The organism is Nocardiopsis sp. MT53, assembly GCF_019598965.1.
Taxonomy (GTDB): Bacteria; Actinomycetota; Actinomycetes; order Streptosporangiales; family Streptosporangiaceae; genus Nocardiopsis; species Nocardiopsis changdeensis.
This window is the reverse complement of record NZ_CP080599.1, coordinates 6,958,547-6,985,137: the sequence shown is the minus strand read 5'-3', so window position 1 is coordinate 6,985,137 and position 26,591 is coordinate 6,958,547. Positions and strand designations below refer to the sequence as shown.

Annotated in this window: 26 protein-coding genes and 1 CRISPR repeat array; of the genes, 15 read left to right on the top strand and 11 right to left on the bottom strand. The window is 74.6% G+C overall.

Annotated features, from left to right (window positions below; all coding sequences use genetic code 11):
* The first annotated feature begins 55 nt into the window (after window positions 1-55).
* The 7 genes from K1J57_RS31125 to K1J57_RS31095 all read left to right on the top strand — a co-directional run bounded on the left by K1J57_RS31125 (window position 56) and on the right by K1J57_RS31095 (window position 7,293).
* Window positions 56-1,063, top strand: a complete 1,008-nt coding sequence (locus K1J57_RS31125; RefSeq protein ID WP_220562241.1) for an NrtA/SsuA/CpmA family ABC transporter substrate-binding protein — start codon at window positions 56-58, stop codon at window positions 1,061-1,063.
* Window positions 1,064-1,092: 29 nt separating this feature from the next.
* Window positions 1,093-1,947: an ABC transporter permease gene (locus K1J57_RS31120; protein ID WP_220562240.1), complete on the top strand. Its 855-nt coding sequence runs from the start codon at window positions 1,093-1,095 to the stop codon at window positions 1,945-1,947.
* Window positions 1,948-1,966: 19 nt separating this feature from the next.
* A complete protein-coding gene (locus tag K1J57_RS31115) occupies window positions 1,967-2,671 on the top strand; it encodes an ABC transporter ATP-binding protein (RefSeq protein ID WP_255646735.1) in 705 nt (234 codons plus the stop codon).
* Window positions 2,672-3,015: 344 nt separating this feature from the next.
* Window positions 3,016-4,104 (top strand): ABC transporter substrate-binding protein, encoded by a 1,089-nt coding sequence (locus K1J57_RS31110; RefSeq protein WP_220562238.1) that lies wholly within the window; start codon window positions 3,016-3,018, stop codon window positions 4,102-4,104.
* Window positions 4,105-4,133: 29 nt separating this feature from the next.
* On the top strand, window positions 4,134-5,072 hold the full coding sequence (locus K1J57_RS31105; RefSeq protein ID WP_220562236.1) for an ABC transporter substrate-binding protein: 939 nt from the start codon (window positions 4,134-4,136) through the stop codon (window positions 5,070-5,072).
* Window positions 5,069-6,028, top strand: a complete 960-nt coding sequence (locus K1J57_RS31100; protein ID WP_220562235.1) for an LLM class flavin-dependent oxidoreductase — start codon at window positions 5,069-5,071, stop codon at window positions 6,026-6,028. The genes K1J57_RS31105 and K1J57_RS31100 overlap by 4 nt, the downstream gene beginning before the upstream one ends.
* A gap of 125 nt (window positions 6,029-6,153) precedes the next feature.
* A complete protein-coding gene (locus tag K1J57_RS31095) occupies window positions 6,154-7,293 on the top strand; it encodes an LLM class flavin-dependent oxidoreductase (RefSeq protein WP_220562234.1) in 1,140 nt (379 codons plus the stop codon).
* A gap of 38 nt (window positions 7,294-7,331) precedes the next feature.
* On the opposite strand, the gene K1J57_RS31090 is transcribed toward K1J57_RS31095, so the two are convergent.
* On the bottom strand, window positions 7,332-8,534 hold the full coding sequence (locus K1J57_RS31090; RefSeq protein ID WP_220562233.1) for an MFS transporter: 1,203 nt from the start codon (window positions 8,532-8,534) through the stop codon (window positions 7,332-7,334).
* 92 nt (window positions 8,535-8,626) lie between these two features.
* On the opposite strand from K1J57_RS31090, the gene K1J57_RS31085 reads away from it, so the two are divergent.
* A complete protein-coding gene (locus K1J57_RS31085; protein ID WP_220562232.1) occupies window positions 8,627-9,079 on the top strand; it encodes a helix-turn-helix domain-containing protein in 453 nt (150 codons plus the stop codon).
* A 326-nt stretch (window positions 9,080-9,405) separates the two neighbouring features.
* Here the strand turns inward: K1J57_RS31085 and K1J57_RS31080 are convergent, their stop codons facing one another.
* Window positions 9,406-9,831: a Rid family hydrolase gene (locus tag K1J57_RS31080; RefSeq protein WP_220562231.1), complete on the bottom strand. Its 426-nt coding sequence runs from the start codon at window positions 9,829-9,831 to the stop codon at window positions 9,406-9,408.
* Between the two features lie 125 nt (window positions 9,832-9,956).
* Here K1J57_RS31080 and K1J57_RS31075 point away from each other — a divergent pair, with 125 nt between their 5' ends.
* Window positions 9,957-10,442 (top strand): MarR family winged helix-turn-helix transcriptional regulator, encoded by a 486-nt coding sequence (locus K1J57_RS31075; protein ID WP_220562230.1) that lies wholly within the window; start codon window positions 9,957-9,959, stop codon window positions 10,440-10,442.
* Window positions 10,443-10,627: 185 nt separating this feature from the next.
* Window positions 10,628-10,960: direct repeats of the CRISPR family, unit length 28 nt; unit sequence GTCAGCCCCGCGCACGCGGGGATGGACC.
* Between the two features lie 325 nt (window positions 10,961-11,285).
* Here the strand turns inward: K1J57_RS31075 and K1J57_RS31070 are convergent.
* The 4 genes from K1J57_RS31070 to K1J57_RS31055 form a co-directional block, all read right to left on the bottom strand.
* Window positions 11,286-12,443, bottom strand: a complete 1,158-nt coding sequence (locus K1J57_RS31070) for an rRNA adenine N-6-methyltransferase family protein (protein ID WP_255646734.1) — start codon at window positions 12,441-12,443, stop codon at window positions 11,286-11,288.
* A 132-nt stretch (window positions 12,444-12,575) separates the two neighbouring features.
* Window positions 12,576-13,061: a hypothetical protein gene (locus K1J57_RS31065; RefSeq protein ID WP_220562229.1), complete on the bottom strand. Its 486-nt coding sequence runs from the start codon at window positions 13,059-13,061 to the stop codon at window positions 12,576-12,578.
* A 182-nt stretch (window positions 13,062-13,243) separates the two neighbouring features.
* Window positions 13,244-13,840, bottom strand: a complete 597-nt coding sequence (locus K1J57_RS31060) for a Dps family protein (RefSeq protein WP_220562228.1) — start codon at window positions 13,838-13,840, stop codon at window positions 13,244-13,246.
* Between the two features lie 234 nt (window positions 13,841-14,074).
* Complete coding sequence (locus K1J57_RS31055) at window positions 14,075-15,289, bottom strand: cytochrome P450 (protein WP_220562227.1); 1,215 nt, start codon at window positions 15,287-15,289, stop codon at window positions 14,075-14,077.
* A gap of 167 nt (window positions 15,290-15,456) precedes the next feature.
* On the opposite strand from K1J57_RS31055, the gene K1J57_RS31050 reads away from it, so the two are divergent.
* Together K1J57_RS31050 and K1J57_RS31045 are read left to right on the top strand one after the other, a co-directional pair.
* Window positions 15,457-15,909, top strand: a complete 453-nt coding sequence (locus K1J57_RS31050; protein WP_220562226.1) for a hypothetical protein — start codon at window positions 15,457-15,459, stop codon at window positions 15,907-15,909.
* Window positions 15,910-15,990: 81 nt separating this feature from the next.
* The gene (locus tag K1J57_RS31045) at window positions 15,991-16,404 is read left to right on the top strand and encodes a hypothetical protein (RefSeq protein WP_220562225.1); all 414 of its coding nucleotides are present in this window, start codon (window positions 15,991-15,993) and stop codon (window positions 16,402-16,404) included.
* A 7-nt stretch (window positions 16,405-16,411) separates the two neighbouring features.
* On the opposite strand, the gene K1J57_RS31040 is transcribed toward K1J57_RS31045, so the two are convergent.
* Window positions 16,412-17,578: a CdaR family transcriptional regulator gene (locus K1J57_RS31040; protein WP_220562224.1), complete on the bottom strand. Its 1,167-nt coding sequence runs from the start codon at window positions 17,576-17,578 to the stop codon at window positions 16,412-16,414.
* Window positions 17,579-17,947: 369 nt separating this feature from the next.
* Between K1J57_RS31040 and K1J57_RS31035 the strand changes: the two genes are divergently transcribed.
* The gene (locus K1J57_RS31035; protein ID WP_220562223.1) at window positions 17,948-18,775 is read left to right on the top strand and encodes an aldo/keto reductase; all 828 of its coding nucleotides are present in this window, start codon (window positions 17,948-17,950) and stop codon (window positions 18,773-18,775) included.
* A 71-nt stretch (window positions 18,776-18,846) separates the two neighbouring features.
* Here K1J57_RS31035 and K1J57_RS31030 read toward each other — a convergent pair whose 3' ends face one another.
* Window positions 18,847-19,011 carry a hypothetical protein gene (locus K1J57_RS31030; protein ID WP_220562222.1) on the bottom strand — a complete coding sequence of 55 codons (165 nt, stop codon included), beginning with the start codon at window positions 19,009-19,011 and terminating at the stop codon, window positions 18,847-18,849.
* A 93-nt stretch (window positions 19,012-19,104) separates the two neighbouring features.
* Between K1J57_RS31030 and K1J57_RS31025 the strand changes: the two genes are divergently transcribed.
* A complete protein-coding gene (locus K1J57_RS31025; RefSeq protein WP_220562221.1) occupies window positions 19,105-19,653 on the top strand; it encodes a RidA family protein in 549 nt (182 codons plus the stop codon).
* Here K1J57_RS31025 and K1J57_RS31020 read toward each other — a convergent pair.
* On the bottom strand, window positions 19,595-20,629 hold the full coding sequence (locus K1J57_RS31020) for a DMT family transporter (protein WP_220562220.1): 1,035 nt from the start codon (window positions 20,627-20,629) through the stop codon (window positions 19,595-19,597). The genes K1J57_RS31025 and K1J57_RS31020 overlap by 59 nt on opposite strands.
* 128 nt (window positions 20,630-20,757) lie before the next feature.
* Between K1J57_RS31020 and K1J57_RS31015 the strand changes: the two genes are divergently transcribed.
* Window positions 20,758-21,366, top strand: a complete 609-nt coding sequence (locus K1J57_RS31015) for a TetR/AcrR family transcriptional regulator (protein WP_220562219.1) — start codon at window positions 20,758-20,760, stop codon at window positions 21,364-21,366.
* A 37-nt stretch (window positions 21,367-21,403) separates the two neighbouring features.
* Here K1J57_RS31015 and K1J57_RS31010 read toward each other — a convergent pair whose 3' ends face one another.
* Window positions 21,404-22,288 (bottom strand): sulfotransferase, encoded by an 885-nt coding sequence (locus tag K1J57_RS31010; protein ID WP_220562218.1) that lies wholly within the window; start codon window positions 22,286-22,288, stop codon window positions 21,404-21,406.
* Window positions 22,289-22,463: 175 nt separating this feature from the next.
* On the opposite strand from K1J57_RS31010, the gene K1J57_RS31005 reads away from it, so the two are divergent.
* Window positions 22,464-23,255 (top strand): Sir2 family NAD-dependent protein deacetylase, encoded by a 792-nt coding sequence (locus tag K1J57_RS31005; RefSeq protein WP_220562217.1) that lies wholly within the window; start codon window positions 22,464-22,466, stop codon window positions 23,253-23,255.
* Window positions 23,256-23,331: 76 nt separating this feature from the next.
* On the opposite strand, the gene K1J57_RS31000 is transcribed toward K1J57_RS31005, so the two are convergent.
* Window positions 23,332-26,583, bottom strand: a complete 3,252-nt coding sequence (locus K1J57_RS31000; RefSeq protein WP_220562216.1) for an NACHT domain-containing NTPase — start codon at window positions 26,581-26,583, stop codon at window positions 23,332-23,334.
* Window positions 26,584-26,591: the final 8 nt, after the last annotated feature.

Genomic DNA, 26,591 nt, shown 5'->3' with positions numbered 1-26,591 from the left:
TACGGTGTGGACGTCCACCGGCCCACCCCAGGGCCCCGTCCCGAAAGCGACCGCCATGCCCCTTCGCCGCATCCCGGTGCTCACCCTGGCCGCCGCGCTCCTGGTCACGACCGCCGCCTGCACCGCCACCGGCGGGGCCGCCGAGGAGGGCGGCGAGGGCGCGGTCCTGCGCCTCATCGACCCCGGGAACGCCGGCCCCCTCGCCTACGCCAAGCGCGAGGGCATCTTCGAGGAGCGCCTCGCCGAGGTCGGCGCCACCATCGAATGGGGCGGCTCCTACGCCTCCTTCACCGCCGCGAGCGAGGCGCTGCGTACCGGCGACATCAACATCCAGCAGGGCGCCCTCTCACCCGCCGTGGGAGCCCTGACCACCAGCGACGACCTGCGCGTGTTCATGGTCGCCGACACCGCCGACCCCGAGGCGCCCCTGGCCGACGGCCTGGTCGTCCCGGCCGACAGCGACGCCGACTCGCTCCACGACCTCGTCGGCGCGCGCATCGCCGTCAACCGGGCGGGCAAGGGCGAGTACCTGCTGCTGCGCGCCCTGGAGGCCGAGGGCCTGGAGCCCGACGACGTCGAACGCGTCCACCTCGACCCGCAGGAGGGCGCCGCCGCGTTCGCCTCCGGCGACATCGACGCCTGGTGGGCCATCGTCGACGCCTACCCCGAGGCCGTCGCCAACGGCGCGCGGACCATCCTGACCGGCCAGGACGTGGACGACGCCGACCTGGGCATGTTCGCCGCCCGCGTCGAACTGCTGGAGGAGCACCCCGAGGCCGTGGAGGTGTTCTTCGAGGTCTACAACGAGCTGGTCCGCCAGGGCAACGAGGACCCCGAGGCCTTCCAGAACGTGTTCCTGGACGAGGGCCCCACCGCCCGCACCGGCGACCGCCTGGACGACGCGATCGAGACCACGCGCCTGGCCCACGAGTTCCGGTACCCGACCGGGGAGGACCTGGCGGCCATCGAGACCGTCGGCGGGGTCTTCCACGAGCACGGGATCCTCGCCGAGGCCGTCACCGCCTCCGAGGTCGTCTTCGACCTGTCCGCCGCCACCGGCTGAAGCCGCACCACCTCCGAGCGGAGCCCACCATGAGCGTGCTGTCCAACGCCCCCGCCGTCCCGGACACCGACCCCGGCCACGACCTGGAGCGCCCCGCCCACCTGGGGACGCGCCGCCGCCCGCCCGCGCTGTCGCTGGCGCTGCGGCTGAGCGTCCCGGCGGCCGCCCTGCTGCTGTGGTGGTGGGGCGTTCGCTCCGGGGCGGTGGACCCGGCCGTCCTGTCCACCCCGCCGGACGTGCTCCAGGCCCTGCGCGAACTGGTCGCCACCGGCCAGCTCACCGAATTCCTGGCCGCCTCCTTCACCCGCGCCGCCCTGGGCGTCGCGGTGGGGGCGTCGGCGGGGCTGGTCCTGGGCGTGGCCGCGGGGCTGTCCGCCCTGGGCGAGGAACTGGTCGACCCGTCCATGCAGATCCTGCGGGCGGTGCCGTTCCTGGCCCTGGTGCCGCTGTTCATCTCCTGGTTCGGAGTGGACGAGACCTTCAAGGTCGTGCTCATCGCGGTGTCCGCGGTGGCGCCCATGTACGCCTACACCTACCTGGGCGTACGCGGGGTCGACCGCAGGCTCGTGGAGGCGGCGCGAGGGCTCGGGCTGGGCCGGGCACGCCTGGTCGCCGAGGTGATCGTGCCGACCGCGCTGCCCAGCATCCTCATGGCGCTGCGCATCTGCCTGAGCGTGAGCCTGACCGGCCTCATCGCCGCCGAGCAGATCGGCACCACCGCCGGCATCGGCTACCTGGTCACCCTCGCCCAGCAGTACTACCGCACCGACTACATGGTGCTGTGCGTCCTGCTCTACGCCGTCATCGGCATCGCCATCGACCTCGCCATCCGCCTGGCGGAACGGCTGCTCATGCCCTGGCGCGGACATGTCGCCGCCCGCTGAGACCCCGGAAGGGACCGCCATGACCACGGCCGTGCGGCTGCGCGGACTGCGCAAGGCCTTCAGAGCCAAGACCGTCCTGGACGGCGTCGACCTGGACATCCCGCGCGGGGCGTTCACGGTGCTGCTGGGGCCCAGCGGCACCGGCAAGACCACCCTGCTGCGCATCCTCGCCGGGCTGGAGGAGCCCGACGCCGGCGAGGTCCTCGTGCCCCGCCGGCGCACCACCGTCTACCAGGAGCCGCGGCTGATCCCGGCCCGCCGGGTACTGGCCAACGTCACCCTGGGGCGGCGGCGCGGCCCGGCCACCCGGGCCGCCGGGGAGCGGGCGCTGGACGAGGTGGGCCTGGCCGACAAGGCGCGGGCCTGGCCCGCGACCCTGTCGGGCGGGGAGGCCCAGCGGGTCGCCCTGGCCCGGGCGCTGGTCCGCGAACCGGAACTGCTGCTGCTGGACGAGCCCTTCGCCGCCCTGGACGCCCTCACCCGCCTCCGGACCCAGGACCTGGTGGCCGAACTGTGCGCCCGGCACCGCCCGGCGGTGCTGCTGGTCACCCACGACGTGGACGAGGCGGTCCGGCTGGCCGACCGCGTGCTGATCCTGCGCGGGGGCCGCATCGCCCTGGACCGGGAGCTGGCGGAGGACCACCCCCGCCACCGCGACGACCCCGACGTGCTGGCCCTGCGCCGCGACCTCCTCGCCGAACTCGGCGTCCCCGCCGCCCACTGACCACCCGCCGACCCCGTCCGCCCACACCCACCACCCGTGCCCGCCGACCCCGGCCGCCGCTTCCGTCCGCCTGCCTCGATCGCTCGGCCTTCGCGGTCCGTTGGCCCCGGATCGTCCGACCGCCACCGCCACCGCCGCCGCCAGTGCCACCGCTACTGCCGTTCGCCCGCCCCGTCCGCTCGGCTTTCGCCGTCCGCCGGTTCCGGGTCGTCCGACCGTCACCGACCGCCACTGCCCGCCGTCCGTCACCGCCTGCCCCGGCCATCACCTCGGCCCCGGGCGGGGTCGGCCGCCCCGAAGCCGGCGCCACCCACCACCCGTCCCATCACCGCTCAGGAGCATCCATGACCACCTCCGTCACCGACGCCTCCGCGGTCGCCGGAGTCACACCGCCGCCCGGTGTGGACCGCGTCTGGTACACCCGCTGCCCCGTCCCCACCGCCAGCGGGCTGGCCCTCAACCTCGGCTGGCTCGCCTCCGGCTTCGCCGCACACGGCCTGGACGTCGGCGTCCTCCAGGACGCCCCGCCCGAGATCGCCGCCCACCACTTCGACCACCGCCTGCGCGGCCTGTTCCGCGAGGGCGGCAGCGTCCCGGCCCTGGCCGCCAGGTCCGAGGGCGCCCCCACCCGCCTCATCGGCCTCACCTGGATCGACGAGGGACAGGCCGTCCTCACCCGCCCCGACACCGGCATCACCGGACCCGCCGACCTGGTCGGCCGGCGCGTCGCCGTCCCTGGCCGCGCCGCGACCCCGGGCCGCGGCTTCCCCCGGGCCATGGCACTGCACGGCTTCGCGGGGGCCCTCGCCCTGGCCGGGCTCACCCTCGACGACGTCCGACAGGTCGAGGTCCCGGCCGCGTTCGAGCCCACCGTCGGAGCCGACTCCCGGGTCGGGAACTGGCCCGGCCTGTCCGCCCTCGCGGCGGGCGAGGTCGACGCCGTCTACGTCAAGGGCGCCCGCGCCGCCGAGGAGGGCGCGGCGATCGGCGCGGTCGTCGCCGTGGACCTGGACGCCGTGCCCGACCGGCGCTCACGCGTCAACAACGGCACCCCGCGGCCCATCACCGTGCACGAGCGCACCCTGGCCGAGAACCCCGGGCTGGTCACCGAGTTCCTCGTCCAGACCCTGCGCGCGGCCGCCTGGGCCGCCACCCGGCCCGACGAGGTGCGCGCCGTCCTGGCCGCCGAGACGCACTCGGGGGCGGCGGGCGTGGACCGCGCCTACGCCGACGGGTTCCACACCGACCTGGCCCCGGACCTGTCCGCCGAGCGCCTGGACCTGCTCGACCGCCAGCAGCGGTTCCTGCACGACCACGGCTTCCTGGCCGAGCCGGTGGACGTGCACGCCTGGGCCGCCCACGAACCGCTGGCCGAGGCGCACCGCCTCCTGGCCGCCGAACACGCCGTCCTGCCCGAGAACCCCACCGGCTGAGCCGCCGCACCACCACAAGGAGCACCGCCATGACCAAGGTCGGGTACTTCCCGCACAACAACTCGCTGTTCGTCCTGCGCCACCGCGGCATCCTGGAACGGACGCTGCCCGACGTGGAGTGGGTGGACCTGCGCGACCTGCCCCAGGGTGCGCGCCCCGCCCCCACCGACGGGCTGCCCACCGTCCACGCCGACCACCTCTTCGACGGCGGCTACGACTTCATCGGCACCGGCTTCACCCCGCCCATCACCGCCCAGGGCCACGGGCTGGACATCGTCTACGCGGCGATCTCCGAGCCCCGGGTGGAGAACGGGCGGCTCATCGTCAGGGCCGACTCCGACATCCGGGGCCTGGACGGCCTCCGGGGGCGCAGGGTCGGCATCGCCCACGGGTCCTGGCAGACCGCCCTGCTGCTGTTCGCCCTCGAACGCGCGGGGCTGACCTGGAAGGACATCGTCCCGGTCGACACCGGCGTCAACGCGGGGGGACAGTTCCTGGGCGGGGAGATCGACGCCTGGGTGGGCGCCTACCCGGGGCTGAAGGCGGTCGAGGAGCGGGTGGAGACCCGCGACCTGGTCGCCACCGACGGGCTGTTCAGCCATCGCTCGCTGTGGTTCACCCGGCGCGACTTCGCCGAGGAACGCACCGGCGAGCTGGCCGCGATCGTCGGGGCGCTCCAGGAGTCCGACGCCTGGATCCGGGAGAACCCGCGCGAGGCGGCGGAGATCTTCGTGGCCGACGCCCGCGAGCGCGGCAACCCGGACACCGACCCCGACGCCTGGGAGCACGCGCTGCGCACCCGGCCGTTCGGCCTGCACCCGGTGACGGAGGAGTTCGTCGCCGAGCAGCAGCACGCCGCCGACCTGCTGTACGCGGGCGGTCTGCTGCCGACCCGGCCCACCGTGGCCGACGCGGTGTCGGAGAAGGCCGGCGCCCTGGTCCCGCCGGTCCCCGGGGCCGCGCGATGACCGAGGTGATCCTGCGCCTGCCCACCAGGCCCGCCCCTGCACGGGGACTGGGCGCGGTGGCCACGGACGTGCGCGGCGACCTGTACGGGCCGCTGGAGGAGGCGTTCCAGACCTGGCGGGCCGCCGAGATCGCCGGGCTGGACGGCGTGCTCGCCCCGGACGACCCGGACGGGGAGGAGCCCTGGACGGTCGCCGCGGGGGTGCTGCGGGCCGGCCGCCACCTGCGGGCCGTCGCGGAGTTCCCACCCTCGTTCGCGACACCGGTGTACGCGGCCAAGCTGTCGGCCACGTTGCAGCGGGCCGCCCACGGGCGCCTGGGGTGGAAGGTGGCGGTGGGCGGCGACCCGGCCGTGCGCGCCGCCCAGGGCGACCCGGTGACGGGGGAGGACGCGCTGCGCCGGGCGCACGAGTTCCTCACCGTCGCGAAGGGCGTGTGGCACGAGAGGCCGTACACCTTCGAGGGGGACTTCTACCGGGTGCTGGGAGGCGGGTTCGGGCACCCGCTGGCGGGGCGGCCCTTCCCGACGGTGTACCTGTCGGGGACCACGCCGGGGGAGCTGGACCTGTCGGCGGCCCACGCCGACGTCCACCTGCTGCGGCTCGGCGACGACGTCGGGGCCGTCCGGGCCGAACTGGACCGCCGTGCCCCGGGGCGCGCGGTCCGGCTGGGCGTGGAGCTGTCGGTGTCCGTGCGCCATGTGGGGCAGGACGACGGGCCGCCCGAGGGCGTGGCCGGCCGCTGGGACGGATTCGCGTCCCTGGGGCACACGGTCCCGGAAGGGCTGGTGGGGACCCCCGCCGAACTGGCCGCCGAGCTGGACGCCCTGCGCCGCCGCGGCGTCACCACGTTCGTCGTCGAGGCCCGCCCGGCCCTGGCGGAGGCGTACCGCCTGGGCGAACACCTGCTGCCGGCCCTCGCCGGCCTCGCGGAGGAGGCGGTCGCCGGTGCCCGCTGACGCCGCCCGCCGCGCCTCCGGCCCCCGCCTGTGGGTGGTGCGCGTGCGGCGCGCCGCCCCCCGGGCGCCGGGCGCGACGCGGGTCCTGACCCGCCTCCGACACACGAACAGAAGGGAGCCCGACCGTGTCCGTTGACTTCTACTGGCGCATCGGCATGCACGGGGACCAGAGGTCCCTCACCGAACGCGCCGCCACCCGCGGCGACTGGGAGCCCGACGGGCCGGGCCGCATCGCCCCCGCCCTGCGCGGCGGCGTCCCCGACGGGCACGCCTACATCGAGCACATGGCCGACGTGGCGCGCGCCGCCGAGGCGGCCGGGTTCTACGGCGGGCTGATGCCGTCGTTCCCGTTCACCGACGACCCGTGGGCCGCCGCGGGGCTGCTGGCGCGCGAGACCCGGGGGTTCCGGTTCATGATCGCGTTCCAGCCGGGGTTCCTGAACCCGGTGCACGCGGCCCGCATGGCGGCGAGCCTCCAGCGGGCGACGAACGGGCGCGTGGTCTACAACGTCATCACCGGCGGGGGCGGACCCGCGCAGCTGTGGTGGGGCGACGAGGTCGCCCACGACGACCGGTACGCGCGGACCTCGGAGTTCCTGCACGTCCACAAGGGGGTGTGGAAGGAGCGGCCGTACACCTTCGACGGGCGTTTCCACCGGGTCGAGAACGGGGCGCTGCCGGACGCGCTGGCGGCGCAGGACCTGCCGGAGATCTACTTCTCCGGCTCCTCCGCGGCGGCGATCGACGCGGCCGGCCGGCACGCCGACCACTACCTGTCCTGGATGGAGCCGACCGCGGCCCTGGCGCGGAAGTTCGCGGCGGTGCGCGAGCACAGCGCCGCGCTGGGGCGCACGCCCCGCTTCGCGGTCCGGGTGGACGTGGTCGCGCGCCGGACCGAGAAGGCGGCGTGGGACGTGGTGCGGACCGGGTTCGAGTCGGCCGACCCGGCGGCGCTCGCCCAGTGGCGGACGGGGGACTCGGTGGGGGCGGCGCGGAGCCTGTCGTTCATCGACGGGCCGGTGTCGGGGTACCGGGACCTGGAGGTGGAGCCGAACGTGTGGGGCGGCTTCAGCCTGCTGCGGGGCGGGCCGGCGTTCGGCCTGGTGGGGAGTTACGCCCAGGTCGCCGAGCGGATCGACGAGCTGATCGCGCTGGGCGTGGACGCGTTCATCCTCGCGGGGGTGCCCCACCTGGAGGAGGCGCGGCGCGTGGGAGCGGAGGTGCTGCCCCTGGTCACGGGGGCCCGAAGGCCCGTTCCGGCCTGAGCCGCGGGCGCCGGGGCCCGGCCGGGCCCCGGTGCCGCTCACGCCCCCGCACGCCGGTCCGCGAGCCACACCGCCAGCGCGGCCCCGGCGTACGCCGCGCCCAGCACGCTGACGGCGCCCCACCCCGCCTGCGCGTACACCCAGGCGGCGGTGACCGCGCCCAGCGCGCTGCCCGACGAGTAGAACACCATGTACGCGCCGATGGTCCGGCCGCTCGACCCCGGATCGGCCGCGACGATGCGGTCCTGGCTCGTCACGTGCACGGCCTGCACCGCGAAGTCCAGCACCACCACTCCCGCCGCGAACCACACCAGCGAGTTCCCGGCCTGCCCGATGAGCGGCCACGCCGCCACCGCGGCCGCCAGCGAGCCCGTGGTGACGGCCCCGCCCAGCCCCCGGTCGGCCCACCGCCCGGCCCGGGCGGCGCCCAGCGCGCCCGCCGCCCCCACCAGCCCGAACAGGCCGATCTGCGTCGTCGACAGGTGCCAGGGCCCGGCGCCCAGCGGCAGCGCCATCCCGCTCCACAGCACTCCGAACGACGCGAACAGGAACAGGCAGACCAGCGCCCGGACCCGGAACACCCGGTCGGTCGCGGTCAGGGTGAACACCGAGGCCACCGCCCGCGTGTAGCCGACCGCCGGGCCGCGCCCGCAGGCCCGCCGCGCGGGCGGCAGGGCCACGACGGCCGCGGCCAGCGCCGTCACCAGCACCGCCGAACCGGCGTACACCCACCGCCAGTCGGCCAGGTCGGCGACCGTCCCGGACACCGTCCGGGCCAGGATGACGCCGACCACCACACCGCCGGTCACCGTGCCCATGTTGCGGCCGCGCTCGGCGGGCCCGCTCACCGCCGCCACATGCGCCACGGCCACCTGCACCACCACCGAGAACAGGCCGACCACGGCCATCCCCGCCAGCAGTACGGTGCTCCCGGTGGCCAGGGCCACCAGTGCGCACCCGGCCGCGACCGCCGCGAGCTGGACCGCGATGAGCGCCCTGCGGTCCACCAGATCGCCCAGCGGCACCAGCAGCACCAGCCCCACCAGGTACCCGGCCTGGGCCGCGGCCACCACCGCCCCCGTTCCGGCCTCGGGGATCCCCAGGTCGGCCCCGATCCGCTCCACCAGGGGCTGGGCGTAGTAGACGTTCGCCACGGCCACGGCGCACAGCACCGCGAGCAGCCCCCGCACTGCTCCGGTCACGGCCTTCGGTCCGGCCCCGGGGGCCGCGCACTCGGTCATTCGCCCACCCTCGACGGATTTAGGTAGTAGTTTGAAACCAATCAGAGGCTATGGCTAAATGGTTGCGAAGTGCAACCGAAAGGTGGGGCTGCATGACGGACCCGGAATGGACCGACCCGCACTGTCCGGTCGCCCGGACCCTCGACCTCCTCGGGGACCGCTGGTCGCTGCTGATCGTCCGCGACGCCTTCGACGGGGTCCGCAGGTTCAACGACTTCCGGCGCGGCCTCGGGATCGCCCGGAACATCCTCAGCGACCGCCTGCGCGCGCTCATCGCCGTCGGGGTCATGGAGCAGCGGCCCAACGAGCGCGGCACGCGCAACGAGTACGTCCTCACCGACAAGGGGCGGGACCTGTTCACCGTGGTCGTGGCCCTGCGCCAGTGGGGGGAGCGCCACGCCTTCGAGCCGGGGGAGGAGCGCTCGGAGCTGCTCGTCCTCGCCACGGGCGCGCCGGTCCCCCCGGTCGCTCCCGCTGCTGCCGACGGCACCCCGCTGGACGCGGCGGACACCCGTGTTCGAAAGGTGGGCGACCCGGGGGAGTGAGGGGCGGTCGGGAAGGGGAGTCGCTGGCTGGAGCGTCTGCCCCTGGGCGGATGGTGCCCGGTGGGCTCTGGCGGGGGGGGGGGGGGGGCGGTGGGCCTCGCGCATGTCTGCTCGCTCTGGCCGCGCCGGTTTCTACGGCTTGCTTTGAGCCCGCGCTGAATCCCGTGCCACAGTGCCCGGAGGTGATGGCTCCAGCCGCGCCGAGGCGGGAGCTGCCACTGGTTCCGGCACACGGCAGGCGGCCACCCGGTTGCGGGTGGCCGCCTGCGGCGCAAAAGTGTGCTCCGGCCTTCGGCGGCCCCCGTTCGGTCCCCGAAGACGACGGTTCAGTTCCCGGAGCCGACGATGGCGGTCACGCGGATCTCAACGCGCATGGCGGCGAGGCCGAGGGCCGTGACGCCGGTCTCGGTCCAGATCGGCGCGCGGCCGCCGAGCCGGCGGCGGAACTGCTCGGCCATGACCGCGTTGTGGTCCTCACCGATGACCCGGTCCTCCGGCGCGACCTTGTGGTACGAGTTCACGTGGATGACGTCCTTCCAGGTCGCGCCGACCGTGGCGAGCGTGCGCTCCACATTGTCGAAGGCCAGGACGATCTCGTCCTCCAGGGAGTCGGGGATGACCAGGTCGTCGTCCACCCCGGCCTGGCCGGAGATCTCGACCCGGTCGCCGACGCGGACGGCTCCGCTGTAGCCGAGGGCTGCGTGCAGCTTCTCCCCGAAGCCCGGAGTGACGCCGAAGGTGACGGTGCTCATGGCACATCTTCCTGTCCGTAGGGGTGCGTTTCCTCTTTGATGAGTTCACGCGTAAAGTGAAGCTAGCAAGCGATGACTTCAAGCGTCAAGTGATGGCGGATCACATCGGAAGGACGGGAAGGTTCATGGGCGACACGGCCGAGCACGGGGACGGCGAACTGCGATGGCTCGACGAGCAGGAGAAGGCGGCGTGGACGGGGCTGATCTCCCTTGTGCTGCTTCTGCCCGGCAAGCTGGAGTCGCCGCTGCGGCAGGAGAACGGCCTCACCCTGTTCGAGTACCTCGTGCTCAGCCACCTCTCCGAGGCGCCGCAGCGCAAGCTGCGGATGGGGGAGTTGGCCTTTCTGGCCAGCGGTTCGCTCTCCCGCCTGTCCAACGTCGTCAAGCGCTGTGAACAGCGGGGCTGGGTCGTGCGGATGCCGGACCCGTCCGACGGCCGGTACACCCTCGCCGAACTCACCGACGACGGCTTCGACATCGTGGAGGCGGCGGCTCCCACGCACCTGCGTTCCGTGCGCGCCGTCGTTCTTGATGCGTTGAGTCCGACCGACCAGAAGGCCTTGGTCCGCATCGCGGAGAAGCTCCGTATCGTTCCGGATGGTCTCGGGTGACGGTCGCTCCACGGCGACGCCCGGGAGGGGGATGCGGAACTTGCTTGCGGGCAACCGTGCTGTTCCTCTGCCCGCCTTGAGCCTGCTTCGGTTCTCGTGCCACAGTGTCCGGAGGTGGTGGCTTGGTCGTGCCGAAGTGCACGTAACGCGGAGATGACGCCCCGCGTTTTCCCTGGTCGTTAACTGTCAGCCCCGCGCACGCGGGGATGGACCCCGGTAGCCCGGGGCGTGGCGGAGCATCGTCGTGTCAGCCCCGCGCACGCGGGGATGGACCGTACGCATACTTCAAAGTGGCCCGAGGGGATCGGTCAGCCCCGCGCACGCGGGGATGGACCGTGCAGACCACCGGACAGGGTGAAGCCCACCCAGTCAGCCCCGCGCACGCGGGGATGGACCGCGTTCGAGGGCATGGGCCGCGGCATGCTCGTGGTCAGCCCCGCGCATGCGGGGATGGACCGCTCTACGTCGAGACAGTCACGCAAGGTACCCGGTCAGCCCCGCGCGCGGGCTCCGCACCCTGGGCCAGACCGCTATCGGCGCCAGCCTGGCCGGGCTGCTGCTCGTGGTTGCCACCGTGCTGACCGCCCTGCTATCCACCGGCGAGGCCGTCACCGTCGCAGTCCTGCTCCAGGCCCTCATCCCCCGGTCGCCGCGTACCTGTGGTGCCGCTGGGAGGGCCGACTGTCCAAGTAGGTCACGGAGAGTCGAGCTCCCCCGCCCTACCAGCATGGTGAGGCGGGGGAGCTTTTGCGCTGGGCCGCCGGTGCCCCCTCTCCAGTGGCCGCGGCTCGGGGATGGCCTGGTTTTGCACTCCCGGGGGAGCGGTCACCGGACGCCCGGGGTCTATGCGCGGCGCCGGTCCGTGGCCCACACCGCCGCGTCCGGGGAGCGCAGCCACACCGTCTGGGTTCCGCGGTGTCGGTCGACGGTCAGCCCGAACTCGGTGACGTCCGGCGCCCCCTGGGCACGCCACCATGACAGGCCAGCGGCGAACTCCTCCCACAGCAGGCGGCTGCCGGCCGACTCGACCCGGCCATCTGCGTGCAGCCACATCCATGACGCGCAGGATGTCGAGGCGACCCGGACGTGCGGCTCCTCGGTGTCGGGCTCGAAGCCCAGACCGTGCGCCCAGCCGGGCACGAGCAGGGACAACAGCACCGCCATGTCCCCGTCCAGCCACGCCTCGCGCGGATCGCCGGTGACCTGGTCCACCTGGTCCGGCCGGGCGTCCAGGTCCGGCATGGACCGCGCGGGCCGGCGCTGGCTGCGCGACCACATGAACGCAAGGCTGCCCTCGAACCGCCCGCGGGCCTGGTCGCCGTCGACGTCCAGGGCGGCGAGGACCCCGCCGGGGCCTCCGGGGGACGGCGACCAGGGCGTGACGATCCGGCCGCCCGGCCGGACGACGTCCAGCCACCGCCACGGCACGTCGGCCACCGTGCACGTGGCGATGAGCCGGTCCTGGGAGGAGGCCGGGACGGTCGGGTTCTCGCCGTCCCCGTGCAGGACGGTGGGCAGGTACCCGGCCGCGGCCAGGGCCGCGCGCGCCGTGTCGGCCAGGGTCTGGTCGACCTCGATCGTGGTGACGTGGTCCGCACCGACCAGTTCGGTGAGGAGCGCCGCGTTGTACCCGGTTCCGGTGCCGACCTCCAGGACCTGCTGCCCGGGCCGCAGGTCCGCAGCGGCCAGCATCCGCGCCATGATGCTCGGGGCGCTGCTGGAGGAGGAGGGGATTCCCATCCCCCCGGAGGCGCCGTCATCGACCTGGGTGACGAGTGGCTGGTCGGTGTAGGCGGCGCGCAGCCACTCGTCGGGGTCGGTGTTCCGGTCGTACCAGGCGCGGTCCTCACCCCAGAAGGCACGGGGCAGGCACCGGTGTCGAGGCACCCGGGCGAAGACGGTGGCGAGCCGGTCGGGGGTGCCCTGGGCGCGCAGCCCGTCGGCGAGGCCCTGGGCGAGGGGTGTGTGGTCGAGGGTCATACCCTCGGTCTGCCCGCTCACTTGCCGACCTTCCCGGTGCCGTTGCAGGGCTTGCAGGACACCCACTGGCGGAGGTTCTTGCCAGGGGTGCTGCCGTCGTTGGTCACCCACGCGCCGCCCGGGAGATCCCGCGCGGACCCCCGGGCCCCGGCCCTACCCGCGGACGGCGCCCTCGGGCCAGACCACGTGCACCGGCACCCCGTGGCGCCGGGCGGTGGCCACCGCGTCGGCGGTGCCGCCCCTCCCGGTTCCGGGCCTGCCGTCCCACACCGCGAACAGCCGCTCCACGCGGGCCAGCACCGCGGTGTTGGCCGCCGCGTACGCCTCCTCGTCGGCGGTGCGGAACGGCATGAAGCGCACCGCCGCGGCGCGCATCAGCAGCCCGTCGAACCGGTACAGGTCGTCCGCCCCGACCTTGGTCTCCCGGTAGTCGACCGACGGCAGGATCACCTCCAGGGTCCCGCGCGCCTCCCAGACCGACTCGGCGAACACCTGGTCGGCCCCCTTGGCCAGGCAGGTCACCCCGACCAGCTCGGGTCCGCCGCCGAACGCCGCCAGCTCGCGGTCCAGGGCCCGCCGCACCAGGGCGGTGGTCTCCTCGCCCAGATCGCTGTGTCCGGTGATGCCGATACGGGGCACGTCGTCCTCCGGGGGGTTGGGGCGTGGCGGGGCCACCAATCTAGCGCCGTGCCGCTCCCGCGGCGGTCGCACCGCCGACGCGGCGGACCCGCGACGGCGCCCCCGCCCCGCCCCACGCCACCCTCGCCCGGGAGTACGGAAAAGGGGCCGGGCGGCTCGCCCGGCCCCGTGCGCCGTGTCCTCTAGGAGTGCACCAGCGGGGTGTCCACCAGGTGTTCGGCCACGAACCACGCCTGGAGCTCGTTCTTGCGGATGACGTCCGACACCAGCAGGTCGTTGGTGCCGTCGTCGCCCAGCTCCTGCACCCGGGCCGCCGCGTCGTGCGCCTCCTCCAGGATGGTCTCGTGCGCCTCCAGCAGGCGCGAGAGCATCGCCGGGACCTCCTCGACACCGTTCGGAGGGCGCGGGATGTTGGTGATCTCCGCGACGTGCCGGGGGTCGCCGACCGCCACGCCGCCCAGGGTCTGGATCCGCTCGGCGACGGCGTCGATGAGCTCCAGCTGCTCGTCCGCGTGCTTGTCCATGAGCAGGTGCAGCTGGTAGAAGGTCTGGCCGCGCATCAGCCAGTGGTGCTTCTTGTAGAGGTCGTGCAGGATCCTCGTGTCGCACAGCACCTGGTTGAGCCGCTGGCACGAGTACATGCGCGCGTCGTAGGACAGCCCCACCGGGAGCTGGCGGACCGTGCCGAACTCCTGGATCTCCTTGCCCTTCTGGTGCAGCCAGGGCTGGCTGCCCTTGGACTTGGACGCCGTCCCTGACCTGTTCTCCGCGGTCGTCACCTCTGGTCCCCCTCCAGTCGATGTGACTCGTGTCCTGCGACGGGAGCCCCTGTCGGAACCCCGCCTGCCAGTCTCCGCCCCCTACCCCCCGCGAAGCCCGCATAACGGACCAATCACAAGTAAGTTTTCGGTGCTTCTTCGGCTCCCGCCCCCTCGCCCGCACCCGGTGCCCACCGCCCCCCGGGGGACGCGGAGCAGGGCCCCAGGGGCCGGAGGCGGGAGCCCCGGAGCCGGTCAGGCCGGGTCGAACCGGACCGGCAGCGCGAACAGCCCGTGCATGATCATGCTCGGCCACCAGCGCAGGTCCTCGGCGCCGTCGGCGAGGCGCAGCCCGGGCAGCCGGTCCAGCACCGCGTTCACCGCCACCTGCGCCTCCATCCGGGCCAGCTGCGCCCCGATGCAGAAGTGCGCGCCGTGCCCGAACCCCAGGTGCGAGTCGTTCCGCTCGGGGACGAAGGCGTCGGGGTCCTCGTAACGGGCCGGGTCGCGCCCGGCCGCCAGCAGCGACACCAGGACCGGCTCGCCCGCCGCCAGCTCCACCCCGCCCACGGTGGTCGCCCGGCGCGGGAAGCGCCAGGTGGCGTTCTGCAGGGGGCTCTCCATCCGCAGCGCCTCCTCGACGGCCGGACCCACCAGCGAACGGTCGGCGCGCAGCCGCTCCAGCTGGTCGGGGTGGCGCAGCAGCAGGTGGAAGAGGTTGCCGATGAGCGCCACCGTGGTCTCGTGCCCGGCCACCAGCAGCAGGAACGCCGCGGAGGTGACCTCGTCGCGGCTCATCTCCCCGCGCCGGTGCGCCTCCACGAGGTCGCCCAGCAGGTCGTCGGAGGGCGCGGCCAGCCGGACGTCCACCAGGGAGCCCAGGTAGGAGTCGAACCAGTCGGTGGTGGCGGCGATCGCCTCCAGCTCCTCGTAGGACGAGGAGTCGATCACCGCGGCCCGGCGGTGGAACTCCGCCCGGTCCGCCTCGGGCACGCCGAGGATGTCGCAGATGATCGTGATGGGCAGCGGGTAGGCCAGGTCCCGCACCAGGTCGGCCTCGCCCGAGCCGTCGGCGGTGATCCGGTCCAGCAGTCCGGCGGTCACGCGCCCGGCCCGCTCCACCAGCGTCCGCACCCGCCGCGGGGTGAACGCCGCGCCCGCCGCCCGGCGCAGCCGGGTGTGGTCGGGGGCGTCCACGTTGACCATGCTGAGCATCAGCGAGGGCCGGTGGTCGTAGGGCAGCCCGAGCCCGGCCTTGCGCCAGACCTCGTTCCCCGCGTGTGGGCTCTTGAGCATGTCGGGGTCGGCGAGCACCGCCTTGGCGTCGTCGTAGCGGGTGACGATCCACGCCCACGCCCCGCCGGGCAGGTCCACGCGGTGGACGGGGGAGTGCTCGCGCAGCCACCGGTAGGCGGGGTGCGGGTCGGCCTCGAACGCGGGGCCGTGCAGCTGCGGAGGGGAGACGGACATACCGGGGCCTTTCGGGGTGTGTCTGCGGGGACCCCTGACTCCTACCCACCCGCGTACCCCGCGCCCCGCGCACACGCCGCGCCCCGCGGCCGGTTCCGGACACCCGCCCGTCGTACGGGTCCGCTACCCTCGCCCCGCACGCCCCCCAACCCCTCCCGGAGCCCTCCATGAGCTGGAACATCGTGCTGATGCGGCTGCCGCACCACGTCACCTCGGTGGCGGACCTGACCGACGACGACGCGCCGCCGCCGATCGGCCCGGCGGCCGGGATCCTGGACCGCCTGCGTACCGCCTTCCCCGGCGTGGACCTGTCCGACCCCACCTGGGGCCTCCTGGAGGAACCGGGAGCCCGGGGCGCCGGATGGCTGCTGGAACTGGTCATCGGCGACCGGGACCCGGTCGAGAGCCTCATGGTGCGCATGCGGGGCGGCGGTAGCGTGCCCGCCGTGCTGTACCTGGCCGACCTCCTCGACTGCCGGGCCCTGGACCTGTCCTCCGGTGACATCGTCACCTGGGACGACTGGGAGCAGGACGGGGGCTCCCGCGCACGGTTCCACGAGGACCTGGCCCGGGCGCTCGGGCGCGATCGGGGCCGTGCCGCTCCGGACGGGGGCGCGTGACCGGCCGGTCGGGAGCGCTTGCCCGTCGTACGGGTCCGCTACCGTTCTCCCCGTGCCCCACCCCGGAACAGAGGAGACCCCGTGAGCTGGGACGTACTGCTGATGCGCTTCCCCGAGGACGCCGTTTCCGTGGACGACCTGTCCGACGACGACCCGCCGCCGCCGATCGGCCCGGCGGCCGAGGTCCTGCACCGGATCCGCACGGCCTTCCCCGAGACGAACCTGTCCGACCCCACGTGGGGCATTCTCGAGGACAGGGAGGACGGGTGGTCGATGGAGCTGGGCATCGGCTCCGAGGACCCGGTCCAGAGCATCATGCTGCACATCCGCGGCGGCGGGGACCCGGTGACCCCCCTGCGGCGCATGGCCCGCCTGCTGGACTGCCGCGCCCTCGACTGCTCGGACGGGGAGTTCTTCTCCGACGAGGGAGGCGGGGAGTCCTGGGAGGAGTTCCAGGCCTACCGGGACCAGGTCATCGGGCGGACCGGGGACTGACCCCCGGTCAGGGGGCGATGGCGCAGGCCGTCTCCAGGACGAACCGGGACCACGGCCGGTGCGGGTCGTGGCCGGTCAGCTCCCGCACCCGGCGCAGCCGGTAGCGCAGGGTCTGGGCGTGGACGTGCAGGGCGTCGGCGGCCGCGGTCGCCGCGCCCTCCCGGAAGTACGCGCGCAGCGTCTCCAGCAGGTGCGCGCCCGACTCGGTCAGCAGCGGCCCCAGCACGGCCCGGCGCACCGCGTCCGGGGCGACCGGGCCGCCGTTGAGCAGCGCCAGCACACAGGCGTCGGCCTCGCCGAGCAGCCCGCCGGCCCCGAACGCGTGCGGCGGCGCCGTCTCCAGGGCGCCGTCGGCCAGCCGGTAGGCCGCCGACACGTCCGCCAGCGGCCGCGGCGCCGGGATGCAGCCCCGCCAGTGTCCGCCGTCCAGCGCCCGCGCCGCCCGGCCGGCGTCGTCGGGCGCCAGCAGCAGCACCGCCCGCCCCGAGCGGGTGGTCACCAGGGGGTCGCCGCCCGCGGGTTCCATCCGGGCCGCCAGCTCCAGGGCGCCCGACACCGTCACCGGGGTCCGGTCGCCGACCGGTTCGGCCACCACCAGCACCCCCGGGTCCGGCGGGGCGATGCCCAGGGTGCGCGCCCGGTCGCGGATGGCGCCGCGCGAGGCCTGGCGGCCGATGACCAGGTCGTCCAGGAAGGTGCGCCGCGCCCGTTCCAGGTCCGCGTCCATCCGGCGGGCGGTCTCGGCGTGCCCGGCGGCCAGGCTCTCGGAGATCTGGTCGATGGAGGTCATCCACAGTTCGCTCAGAGCGAACACGTCCGCGGTGTCGAGCCGGTCGCCCGCGTACTCGGCCACGGCCCGCACGGCCGCCACCGACCCCACCCGGTGCGCCCGCACCACGGCGCCGATCGACCGGCCGTCGGCCGCCCGGCTGCGGCCGATCTCGCGCAGCCGTTCCACGTCCTCCGCGGCCAGCCGGGTCGCCCCGGCCGCCCACAGCTCCAGGGACCGGGTCACCAGCCACGCCGTGATCGCCCGCACCTCGGCCAGCTGCGACCCGTGCAGCGCCCGGTAGGCGGGCACCTCCGCGTGCACCTCGGCCACGATCCGCTCCACCAGCGCGGCGCGGTCCCGCATCAGCTCCGCGCCCACCGCGGCCCGCCGCTCCCGTCCCATCCCCGCCCCCCACCTCGTCGTCGCCCGGCCGTCGTGCCCGCGACCGTCCTGCCCGCGCGCCGCGCCCCGCGTCATGCCGAGCGCCCGCCGGGAACCGTGCCCGTGCGCCGCCGCCCGGTGGCGCGCCCGCGGACCGTCGGGCCCGCGCGCCGTCACGGTTCGGCGGTCCGCACCACCGGATCGGCGGTGCGATCGGCGGCCTCCCGGGTAAAAAGCCCGTACGGCGGCGGTGCAGCCACCGGAGCGCGGCCGGTCCGCCGTGGCAGTATGCCAAGTGTGCGGCCCGGGGGAGGCCGCGGGCCCGCCGACGGCCCTTCGGCGGGAGGCGAGGGCGTTACGGGCCGACGGGGGATGACGGCGATGAGGACGATGACGGTTCCCGAGCTCACACTCAACAACGGGCTGCGCATACCGCAGCTGGGCCTGGGCGTGTGGCAGGTCCCCGACGACCAAGTCGTCGACGTGGTCGCCATCGCGCTGGAGACCGGCTACCGCAGCATCGACACGGCCGCCGCCTACGGCAACGAGCGCGGTGTCGGCGAGGCGCTGCGGCGTTCGGGCATCGACCGCGACGACCTGTTCGTCACGTCCAAGGTCGCCAACCCCGACCAGGGCTTCGACGCCACCCTGCGGGCCTTCGACGCCACTCTGGAACGCCTGGGCCTGGAGACGCTGGACCTGTACCTGATCCACTGGCCGCTGCCCGCGCGGGACCTCTACGTCCCGACCTGGAAGGCCCTGGAGCACCTGTACGCGGAGGGCCGGGCGCGCGCCATCGGAGTGTCCAACTTCCAGATCGCGCACCTGGAGAGGGTCATGGAGGAGGGCGGCATCACGCCCATGGTCAACCAGGTCGAGCTGCACCCGCTGCTGGCCCAGGCGGAGCTGCGCGAGTTCGACCGGCGACACTCCATCGTCACCGAGGCGTGGAGCCCGCTCGCGCACGGCCGCCTCGTCACCGACGACACGGTCATCGGGATCGCCGAGGCCCACGAGCGCACGCCCGCCCAGGTGCTGCTGCGCTGGCACATCCAGCTCGGCAACGTCGTCATTCCCAAGTCGGCGACGCCCGAGCGCATCCGCGCCAACTTCGACATCTTCGGATTCGAGCTCACCGACCAGGAGATGGACCGCATCGGCGCGCTCGACCGCGGGGCCAGGACCGGCCCCGACCCCGACGCGTTCGACGGCGACTGACCGTCCGCCGCCCCGCGTTCGCGGGACACCTCCGGCGGACGCGCCGCCGGGAGCGTTCCGCCGGGTACGGCCTAGCTCTGCCGCAGCTCGCGGCGCCTGCGCGCGCCGGCCAGGGTGGCCTCGGTGCCCTGGCGCTTCATGCGCATGACGTAGACGAAGCCGCCGACGAAGATGGCGGCGAACAGCGCGAGCACCGCGACGAGGGCGAGCGCGGACAGCAGGAAAGTGATCGACATGGGCTCATCGTAGCCGCCCGCCCGGGCGACTCCCAGTGGGGTGTCCGCCCGGACGCGGCCGGTGGGCCGCCCCGCGACCGGAAGGGCCCGCCGGTGGACACCACACCGCACCAGATCGTCAATCCGCTGACCCTCGCCGACCCGGTGGGGTTCTCCCACGCCCTGGTGGTGACACCGGGCAAGGTGGTCCACATCGGCGGCCAGATCGCCCGCCGCTCCGACGGAGTGGTGGCCGGGGACGGCGTGGTCCAGCAGTTCGACCGCGCGCTCGGCAACGTCGTGGAGGCGCTGCGCGCCGCCGGGGCCGTGCCCGAGCACGTGGTCGACATGCGCATCTACACCACGGCGATGCGCTCCTACCGGGTCAGCAGCAACACCATCGGGTCGGTGTACCGCCGCCACATGGGCCGCTACTACCCGCCGATGACGGTGGTCGGGGTGACCGAGCTCATGGAGCCGGAGGCGCTGGTCGAGATCGTGTGCACCGCGGTCGTCCCGGACGTCCGCGACGCCGCGGAGCTGGACGAGGACGACGAGACCCGCGAGATGCTGGAGAGCATCGAGGAGTCGTCCGGGCCGGGCGTCACCGCGTCTCCCGGGACGGAGGACCCCGGCGACCTGCGCGAGCGCTCGCCCGCCTGAGGCCCGCGCGCCCCGTGCCGGGGCCGGCGGCCGTCACCAGGACCACCGCCGCAGCGCAGACGGCCAGGCCCGCCAGGGCGGCCGCGCCGACCGGGTCGCCGAACATCAGCAGGGACCAGAGCAGGGTCGTCGGCGGTGTCAGGTACAGCAGCGCCGACACCCGGGCGACCCCGAACCGGGCCAGGGCGGCCCAGTACAGGCCGTAGCCGCCGACGGTCGACAGCACCACCACCCAGGCCACGGCCGCCCAGAACCCGGGGTCCGCGGGCGGCGCGAGCGTCCCGGTCGCCGCCGCCAGGGCCGTGAACAGCACGGCGCTCACCCCGCACTGCACGGCCAGCGCCTGCGCCGGAGACCCGCCCGGCCGCAGCCGCCGCTCCAGCAGGGTCGCCGCGACCAGCGACAGCATCGCCCCGACCGGCAGCGCGTACCCCCACCAGGGGGCCGCACCGGGGGCGCGCAGGTCCGCGCCCACCACCAGGCCGACCCCGGCCAGGCCCAACGCCAGCCCCGCGACCTGCCGGGGTCGGACCCGCTCCCCGAGCAGCGGCACCGCCAGTGCCGTCGCCACCAGCGGTTGCAGCGCCGCGATCAGCGCGACCGTCCCCGCGGCCACCCCCGCCCCCGCCGCGGCGAAGACCCCGTACAGGTACCCGGCCTGGGCCAGCGCCCCCACCGCGGCGTGGCCGGCCGCGTCCCGCCCGGTCATCCGTCCGCTCCGGGCCCGTTCGCCTTCCGGCCCGGACCCGGAGGGCCCGCCCGTGTCGGTCCGGGCGGCCCGCGTCCGTCCGCCCCGCGAGCGCGCGCGGGCCCACAGGCACCAGGCGGCCAGCGGCCCGGCGACCACCAGGAACCGCCAGGCCAGCAGGGTCTCGGCCGGGGCGTGGCGGGTGCCGAGTTCGGCCCCCACGAACCCCGAGCTCCACATCACCACCAGCCCCGCGGCGAGCAGGGCCGGGGCGGGCGAGCGCCGCATCCTTCCACCTCCGGTGTCGTCGTCCGTGTCCTCCGCCCCTAGGTAAACACACCGGTCGGTATACTCGCGATGTAGTGACCTTCCGGCCGGGAGCGCCCGCCCCGGCCCGTCCGCCTCCAGGGGGAGCCATGACCGCCGCCACCGGGGCCGATCCGGCCGACCGCGCCGCCCGCCCCCTCACCCCGGCCGCCCGCCGGGTCCTCGAGGCCGCCGACGAGCTGTTCTACTCGCGCGGCATCAACACGGTCGGCATGGACCTCGTCGCCGAACGCGCCGGGGTCACCAAGAAGACCGTCTACGACCGGTTCGGCTCCAAGGCCGCCCTGGTCGCCCACTACCTGCGCGCCCGCGACGCCCGCTGGCGCGCCCACCTGGAAGCCCGCCTGGCCCCCGCCGCCACGGCGCGCGAACGCGTCGCCGCCACCTTCGACGCCCTGGAGGAGTGGGTCGGCGAGGACGGCCCGCGCGGATGCTCCATGGTCAACGCCTACGCCGAGCTCGCCGACCCCGACCACCCCGGCCGGGCCGTGGCCCGGGAGCAGAAGCGCTGGCTGCGCGCCCTGTACACCGACCTCGCCCGCGAGTCGGGCGCCCGCGGCCCCGAGGCCCTCGGCGACACCCTGACCATGCTGCACGAGGGCGCCGTCCTCACCCGGACCGTCACCGGCGTCCCCGACGCCGTCGGCACCGCCCGGGCCGCCGCCGACGCGCTGCTCACCGCCCACGGGGCGCCCTGAGCCGGGCCGGGGGAGTGCCGGGCCGCCGGCGCCCCGGTCACACGTAGCCGAGGCGGGACAGCTCCAGTCCCGCCACCTCCACCACGTCCGCGTGCTGGTCCCGGGACAGCCGCTCCCGCCAGGTCCCCACCCGCCAGGAGCGCCCGATCAGCAGCTCCGTCGCCGACACCCGCACCCCGGTGAACTCCCGCAGCCTCTTGGCGGCCTGCACCTCGCCGCCGTGCAGGTCCTCGTAGCGCAGTGTCAGCAGCCGGCCGGAGTCCAGGCCGCGGCTCAGCACGGCAGACATGCGCACCGCGCCCCGCCAGCGCATCGCGCACTTGGCCTCCACCGACCCGTCCCCGAACGTCTCCAGGTCGGAGGAGTCCTCCAGCCCGAAGAAGTGGTTGGGGAACTCGTGCTCCAGCTTCATGAAGCTCGGCTTGAGCCAGGCCAGCGAGCGCTCGTCGTCCAGCATCTCCGAGACGACGTCCCGACCGTCCCGGATGATCTGCACGAACAGCGCGTCGGGGAAGGCCGCGTGCAGGGCCTTGGCACTGAACAACAGGTCCGGGCTGGCGTCCCCGTACCGGGTCGCCTGCGCGCTGTGCTCGCACGGCTCGGCGGCGGCGCTGGCGGGCACCCGCTCCCACCGGCCCGCGCAGCGCGGGCAGGTCAGCGGCGTCAGCTGCCAGGACTCGGCGTACGCCTCGCGCAGCAGGGAGGCCGTGCCCGCCGCCTTCTCCAGGGCCAGCGAGGGTCTTCGGGCGACGGCGTACACGGCGTTGAGCACGCCCGGGGAGCCCGCGCTCAGGTGGAACCCGGGGGTGCGGGAAAGGGCGCGGGCGATCTCGGGGACACCGGAGTGGGGAGCGCCCAGCAGGAAGACGGGGCGCTGCACCTTGGTCCCGTTGACCACGAGGATGTAGGACGGCTGCTTCATGATCGTGCTGATTTTCGCACCCTTTGCCCTTCTCGTGTGCATCGGAGGGGCGTCGGTCCTGCGTGCCTTCGTGTGCTTTCCGAGGCTAGGGTGTGCAGGGGGTGCACGGGGCCGCCCTCCGTCAAGCAGAGGGAAAGCCGACACCAAGTCGCCGCAAGATCGAGGTAGGGCCGCGATGACGACAGACTCCCCAGCGTTCGCCGATCCCCAGGCGTTCGAGCGGGCCGCCGAACTGCTGGAGGCCGCGGACCGCATCACGGTCCTCACCGGCGCAGGCGTGTCCACCGACTCGGGGATCCCCGACTTCCGCGGGCCCAACGGGGTGTGGACCACCGACCCCGACGCCCAGGCCCAGTCCGACATCACCATCTACATGGGCGACGTGGACGTCCGGCGCCGGGTCTGGGCCCAGCGCCGCGCCCACCAGGTGTGGGACGCCGAGCCCAACGCCGCCCACCGCGCCCTGGCCGGCCTGGAGCGCACCGGGCGGCTGCGCGCGCTCATCACCCAGAACATCGACGGCCTGCACCAGCGGGGCGGCGTGTCCGACGAGCGGGTGGTCGAGGTGCACGGGACGATGCTGTGGGTGCGGTGCATGTCCTGCGGGCTGCGCACCCCCACCCCCGAGGTGCTGGCCCGGCTGGACGAGGAGTCCGACCCGCGCTGCACGGCCTGCGGCGGCATCCAGAAGTCGGACACGATCTCGTTCGGCCAGCACCTGGACCCGGACGTCATCCTGGCGGCCACGCACGCCGCCCGCGACTGCGACGTCTTCCTGGCGGTCGGCACGTCGCTGACCGTCCACCCGGTGGCGGGGCTGTGCGACATGGCGATGATGGCGGGGGCGTCCCTGGTCATCGTCAACGGCGAGGAGACGCCCTACGACGACTTCGCCTCGGCGGTCGTGCACGACTCCATCGGGAAGGTGCTGCCCGCCCTGGTGGAGCGGGCGGCCGCCGCCCGCTGAGCGGCCCCGGTACCGGCCCCGGCCCCGGTCCCGCCGGGCGGAACCGGGGCCGGACGGGGCCGCCGGGACCCGCCGGTCAGCGCAGGTGGGCGGTCACACGGGTGCGCCTGCCGCGCTGGGGGTTCTCCTGGTCGACGATGGCGATGATCCGCTCCACCGTCCCGTCCGGGAGGAAGCCCGGGGGGAACAGGGCCAGCACGGGGGCGACGGCGTCCTTCGCCAGCCGGTTCCCCGAGACCACGGAGTCGACCCCGGACAGGTACTCCCGGACCAGGCGCCGCAGGGGCGAGTACTCCGCGCCGTCCCCGGTGCCCGGCCAGCGCAGGTCCTCGGCCGCCTGCCGCAGCACCAGCAGCTCCAGTCGGCCCAGCTGGGTGGAGGTGAGCATGCGGCGGTAGGCGTTCAGGCGGCCCTCGGGGTCGATGTGGGGAGGGGACAGCCGCAGCTTGAGCACCTCGTGCGGCTCCAGCCACGCGCTGTCGCCGTCGGGGTCCAGGAACCAGGCCCCCATGTCGCCGTGGACCTCGCCGAGGTAGGGCAGCATCCCCAGGAGGACGCGGGCCCCGCTGCCGTTGACGCGCATGGAGATGGAGCGCAGCATCCGGGAGATCGTGCGGTTGTAGGCGATCGTCATGCCGTAGGGGTCGTAGACGTCCGGGCGCACCTCCACGTCCGTGTGCAGCTCGAACCCGATGCACTCGCCGACGTTCACCGGGTCTCCCACCTCGCGTGAGAGCAGCCTGCGGCTGCCCTCGCGGGTCCACGACTGCATGTGGCGCAGCCGCACGGCGTTCAGGAGGCCGAACCACTCCGGGCTGTCCAGGGAGCGCCAGACCCCCACCAGGGTGCGCCACTCGGTCATCGGCCCGGCCGACTGCGGGAACAGCTCGTCCAGGTCCACGTCGTCCTCGCGCACCAGCACCAGCAGTACGACGAGGTTCGCCGTGTAGTTGGCCTGGCGGACCGTGACCGGCAGGCGCTGGGGCTCGAAGTCGGCGTAGGAGCGGTTGGCCGCCGGGAACGGCGCCTCCCGGAACAGCTCGATGAGCAGGTCGGAGTAGTCGCCGCGCAGCCCCGGGTCCTCGGCGAACCGCCGCTCCAGCAGTTCGGCCAGGAAGTCCGGCACCTTGTCCCGGCCCGGCAGGCAGGCGAACGACAGCAGCGCGTACAGCTCCCCGTCGTCGATCCGCCGGGCCCGGCCGCGCCGCCGCGAGGTCCGCGAGCGCGAGGCGTCCAGCTCCTCCAGCGCCGCGACCACCGCCCGCGCCACCAGGTACTCGCCGAAGGTGGCGTGCAGGAACTCGAACACGCTCGCCGTTCCGTCACCGGTCCGGGCCCGCGCCTCGTGCACGAAGAAGAACCGGCCCAGCACCTGGTGGGCCGGGTCGATCCGGCCGTGCATCCCCGTGTCGTCCGGGTCCAGCGCGGCGTCGGGCAGCAGCACCGCCAGGTCGCGGTCCAGCTCCTCGGCGCTGACGTTCTGCCTGCGCCGGGTGAACATGGCCAGCGCCGCCACCTCGAGGCGGCGCAGCTCGCCCTCCAAGGCCTCGGCGAGGTCGTGCCGGCCCAGGCCGGAGTGGTGCTTGTCCACCTCCCGGCGGGCGAACATGGTGAGCAGCCGCTCGTACAGCTCCCCGTGGGTGAGGCCCTGGTCGGTGCCGCGCAGCGCGCCGTCCTCGGCGTCGTAGATGAGCAGCATCATCAGCAGCAGCGGCTGTTCGGCCAGGTCGCGGTAGCGCAGCACCGCCTCGGTGGTCAGCGCCCCGGTCGCGTCCGCCGCCCGGGCGTTGGCCCGGTTCCAGATGCCCACCAGGCGGCCGATCCGCGGCTCGTCGAAGGGGTCGAGCTTGATGACGGTCGTGCCCCGCGGGAAGCGGGCGCGGTCGGCGACGACGGTGCGGCTGGTGACGACGACCACCACGGGCAGGCCCATGGCCTCCTGCTGCTGCTGGAACTCCTGGACGCGTTCGAGGTAGTCGGAGCGGTCGACGCCGGTGGCCTGGAGGAGCTCGTCGAAGCCGTCCAGGATGACGACGGGCAGCGCCCCGTCGGCGGAGTCGGCCAGGTCGCGCCAGGAGACGCGGGTGTGCAGGGCGGCGGCCAGACCCTCTTCGATCTGCACGTGGATGGGCGAGTTGGGGCTGACCGCGCGCAGCTCCACCCGCACGGGCAGGAAGTCCGAGGCCGGCAGCCGGGCGGCCAGCACCTCCGTGAACTTCGACTTGCCCGCGCCGGGGTGCCCGAGCACCACGGTGGGGTGGTCGGTGGCGTCGGGGTGGGTCAGGTGGGCGGCGATGAACGCGGACAGGTCGTCCACCGGCCGGTGCAGGGACCACCACTCCTCGGAGGAGGGGACCGCATCGGGGGTGATGACCGCGACGCGCCCGCGCGGGGGGATGTAGGCGTCGGCCAGCGAGGGCAGCACCAGCCCGGGCGGGACGTCGGAGGCGCGCAGCACGGGGCGCTCCAGCACCGCGCGGTGGGCGGCGAACAGCTCCTCGCGGCGCCGGTCCACGGGACGGTCCGAGGCCACGGTCGCCAGCAGGCGGCGCAGCTCGCCCAGGCCGTCGTCGACGGCGGAGCGGGTGCGCCGGTGCTCGACCTGGTGCGCCCACAGCGCGAACTCGGGGACGTCGGCGGCCAGGAGGCGGTGCAGCTCCTCGTAGCGCTCGGTCGACCGGCGGCCCAGCTCCCGTCCCACGGCGGCCAGCAGGGGGTGGGCGGGGGAGTCGAGGCCGTGCCCGCGGGCGGCGGCCACCTGCGGCACCGCGTTCTGGAAGGCCTCGGCCAGGCCGTCGAAGTACTCCCGCCAGGCAGCCTCCTCCACCCCGGGCGCGTGCGCCCAGGGGGCTGCGGACGGGGCGGCGGCCTCCTGCGGGGCGACCTCCAGGGCCCGCGGGCCGGTGTCGGTGTCGGCGTTCCAGCGGTGGGGGAGCGCCACCCGGCCGGGCCGGCCGGGGGACAGCAGGGGGCCGAACAGGGCGGCCCGGTCCTCCTCCGAGAGGCCGAGCTCGTCCAGGGTCAGCGGGGCGTCGGCGGCCTCCCAGACCTCGTCCAGGGCCTCCAGGAAGGCGACCGCCGCGAGGACGCGCTCCGCGGCGAGGATGCGCTCGGTCCGGGTCAGGCGGCTCTCGCCGCGCAGGTGCTCCCGGATGCCCTCCACCGCCTCGCGGCCCTTGCTCACCAGCAGGCTCCGCAGCCCGAACAGGTCGGGGACCCCGAGGAGGCCGAGGCCGCCGTCGGCGAGCCGCTCGGCGAGGTCCCAGGCGTCGGAGTCCTTCTTGCCGAGGATCTTCAGTGCATCCGCGTAGGAGAGCTTCTTGGCCACGGGGGGAC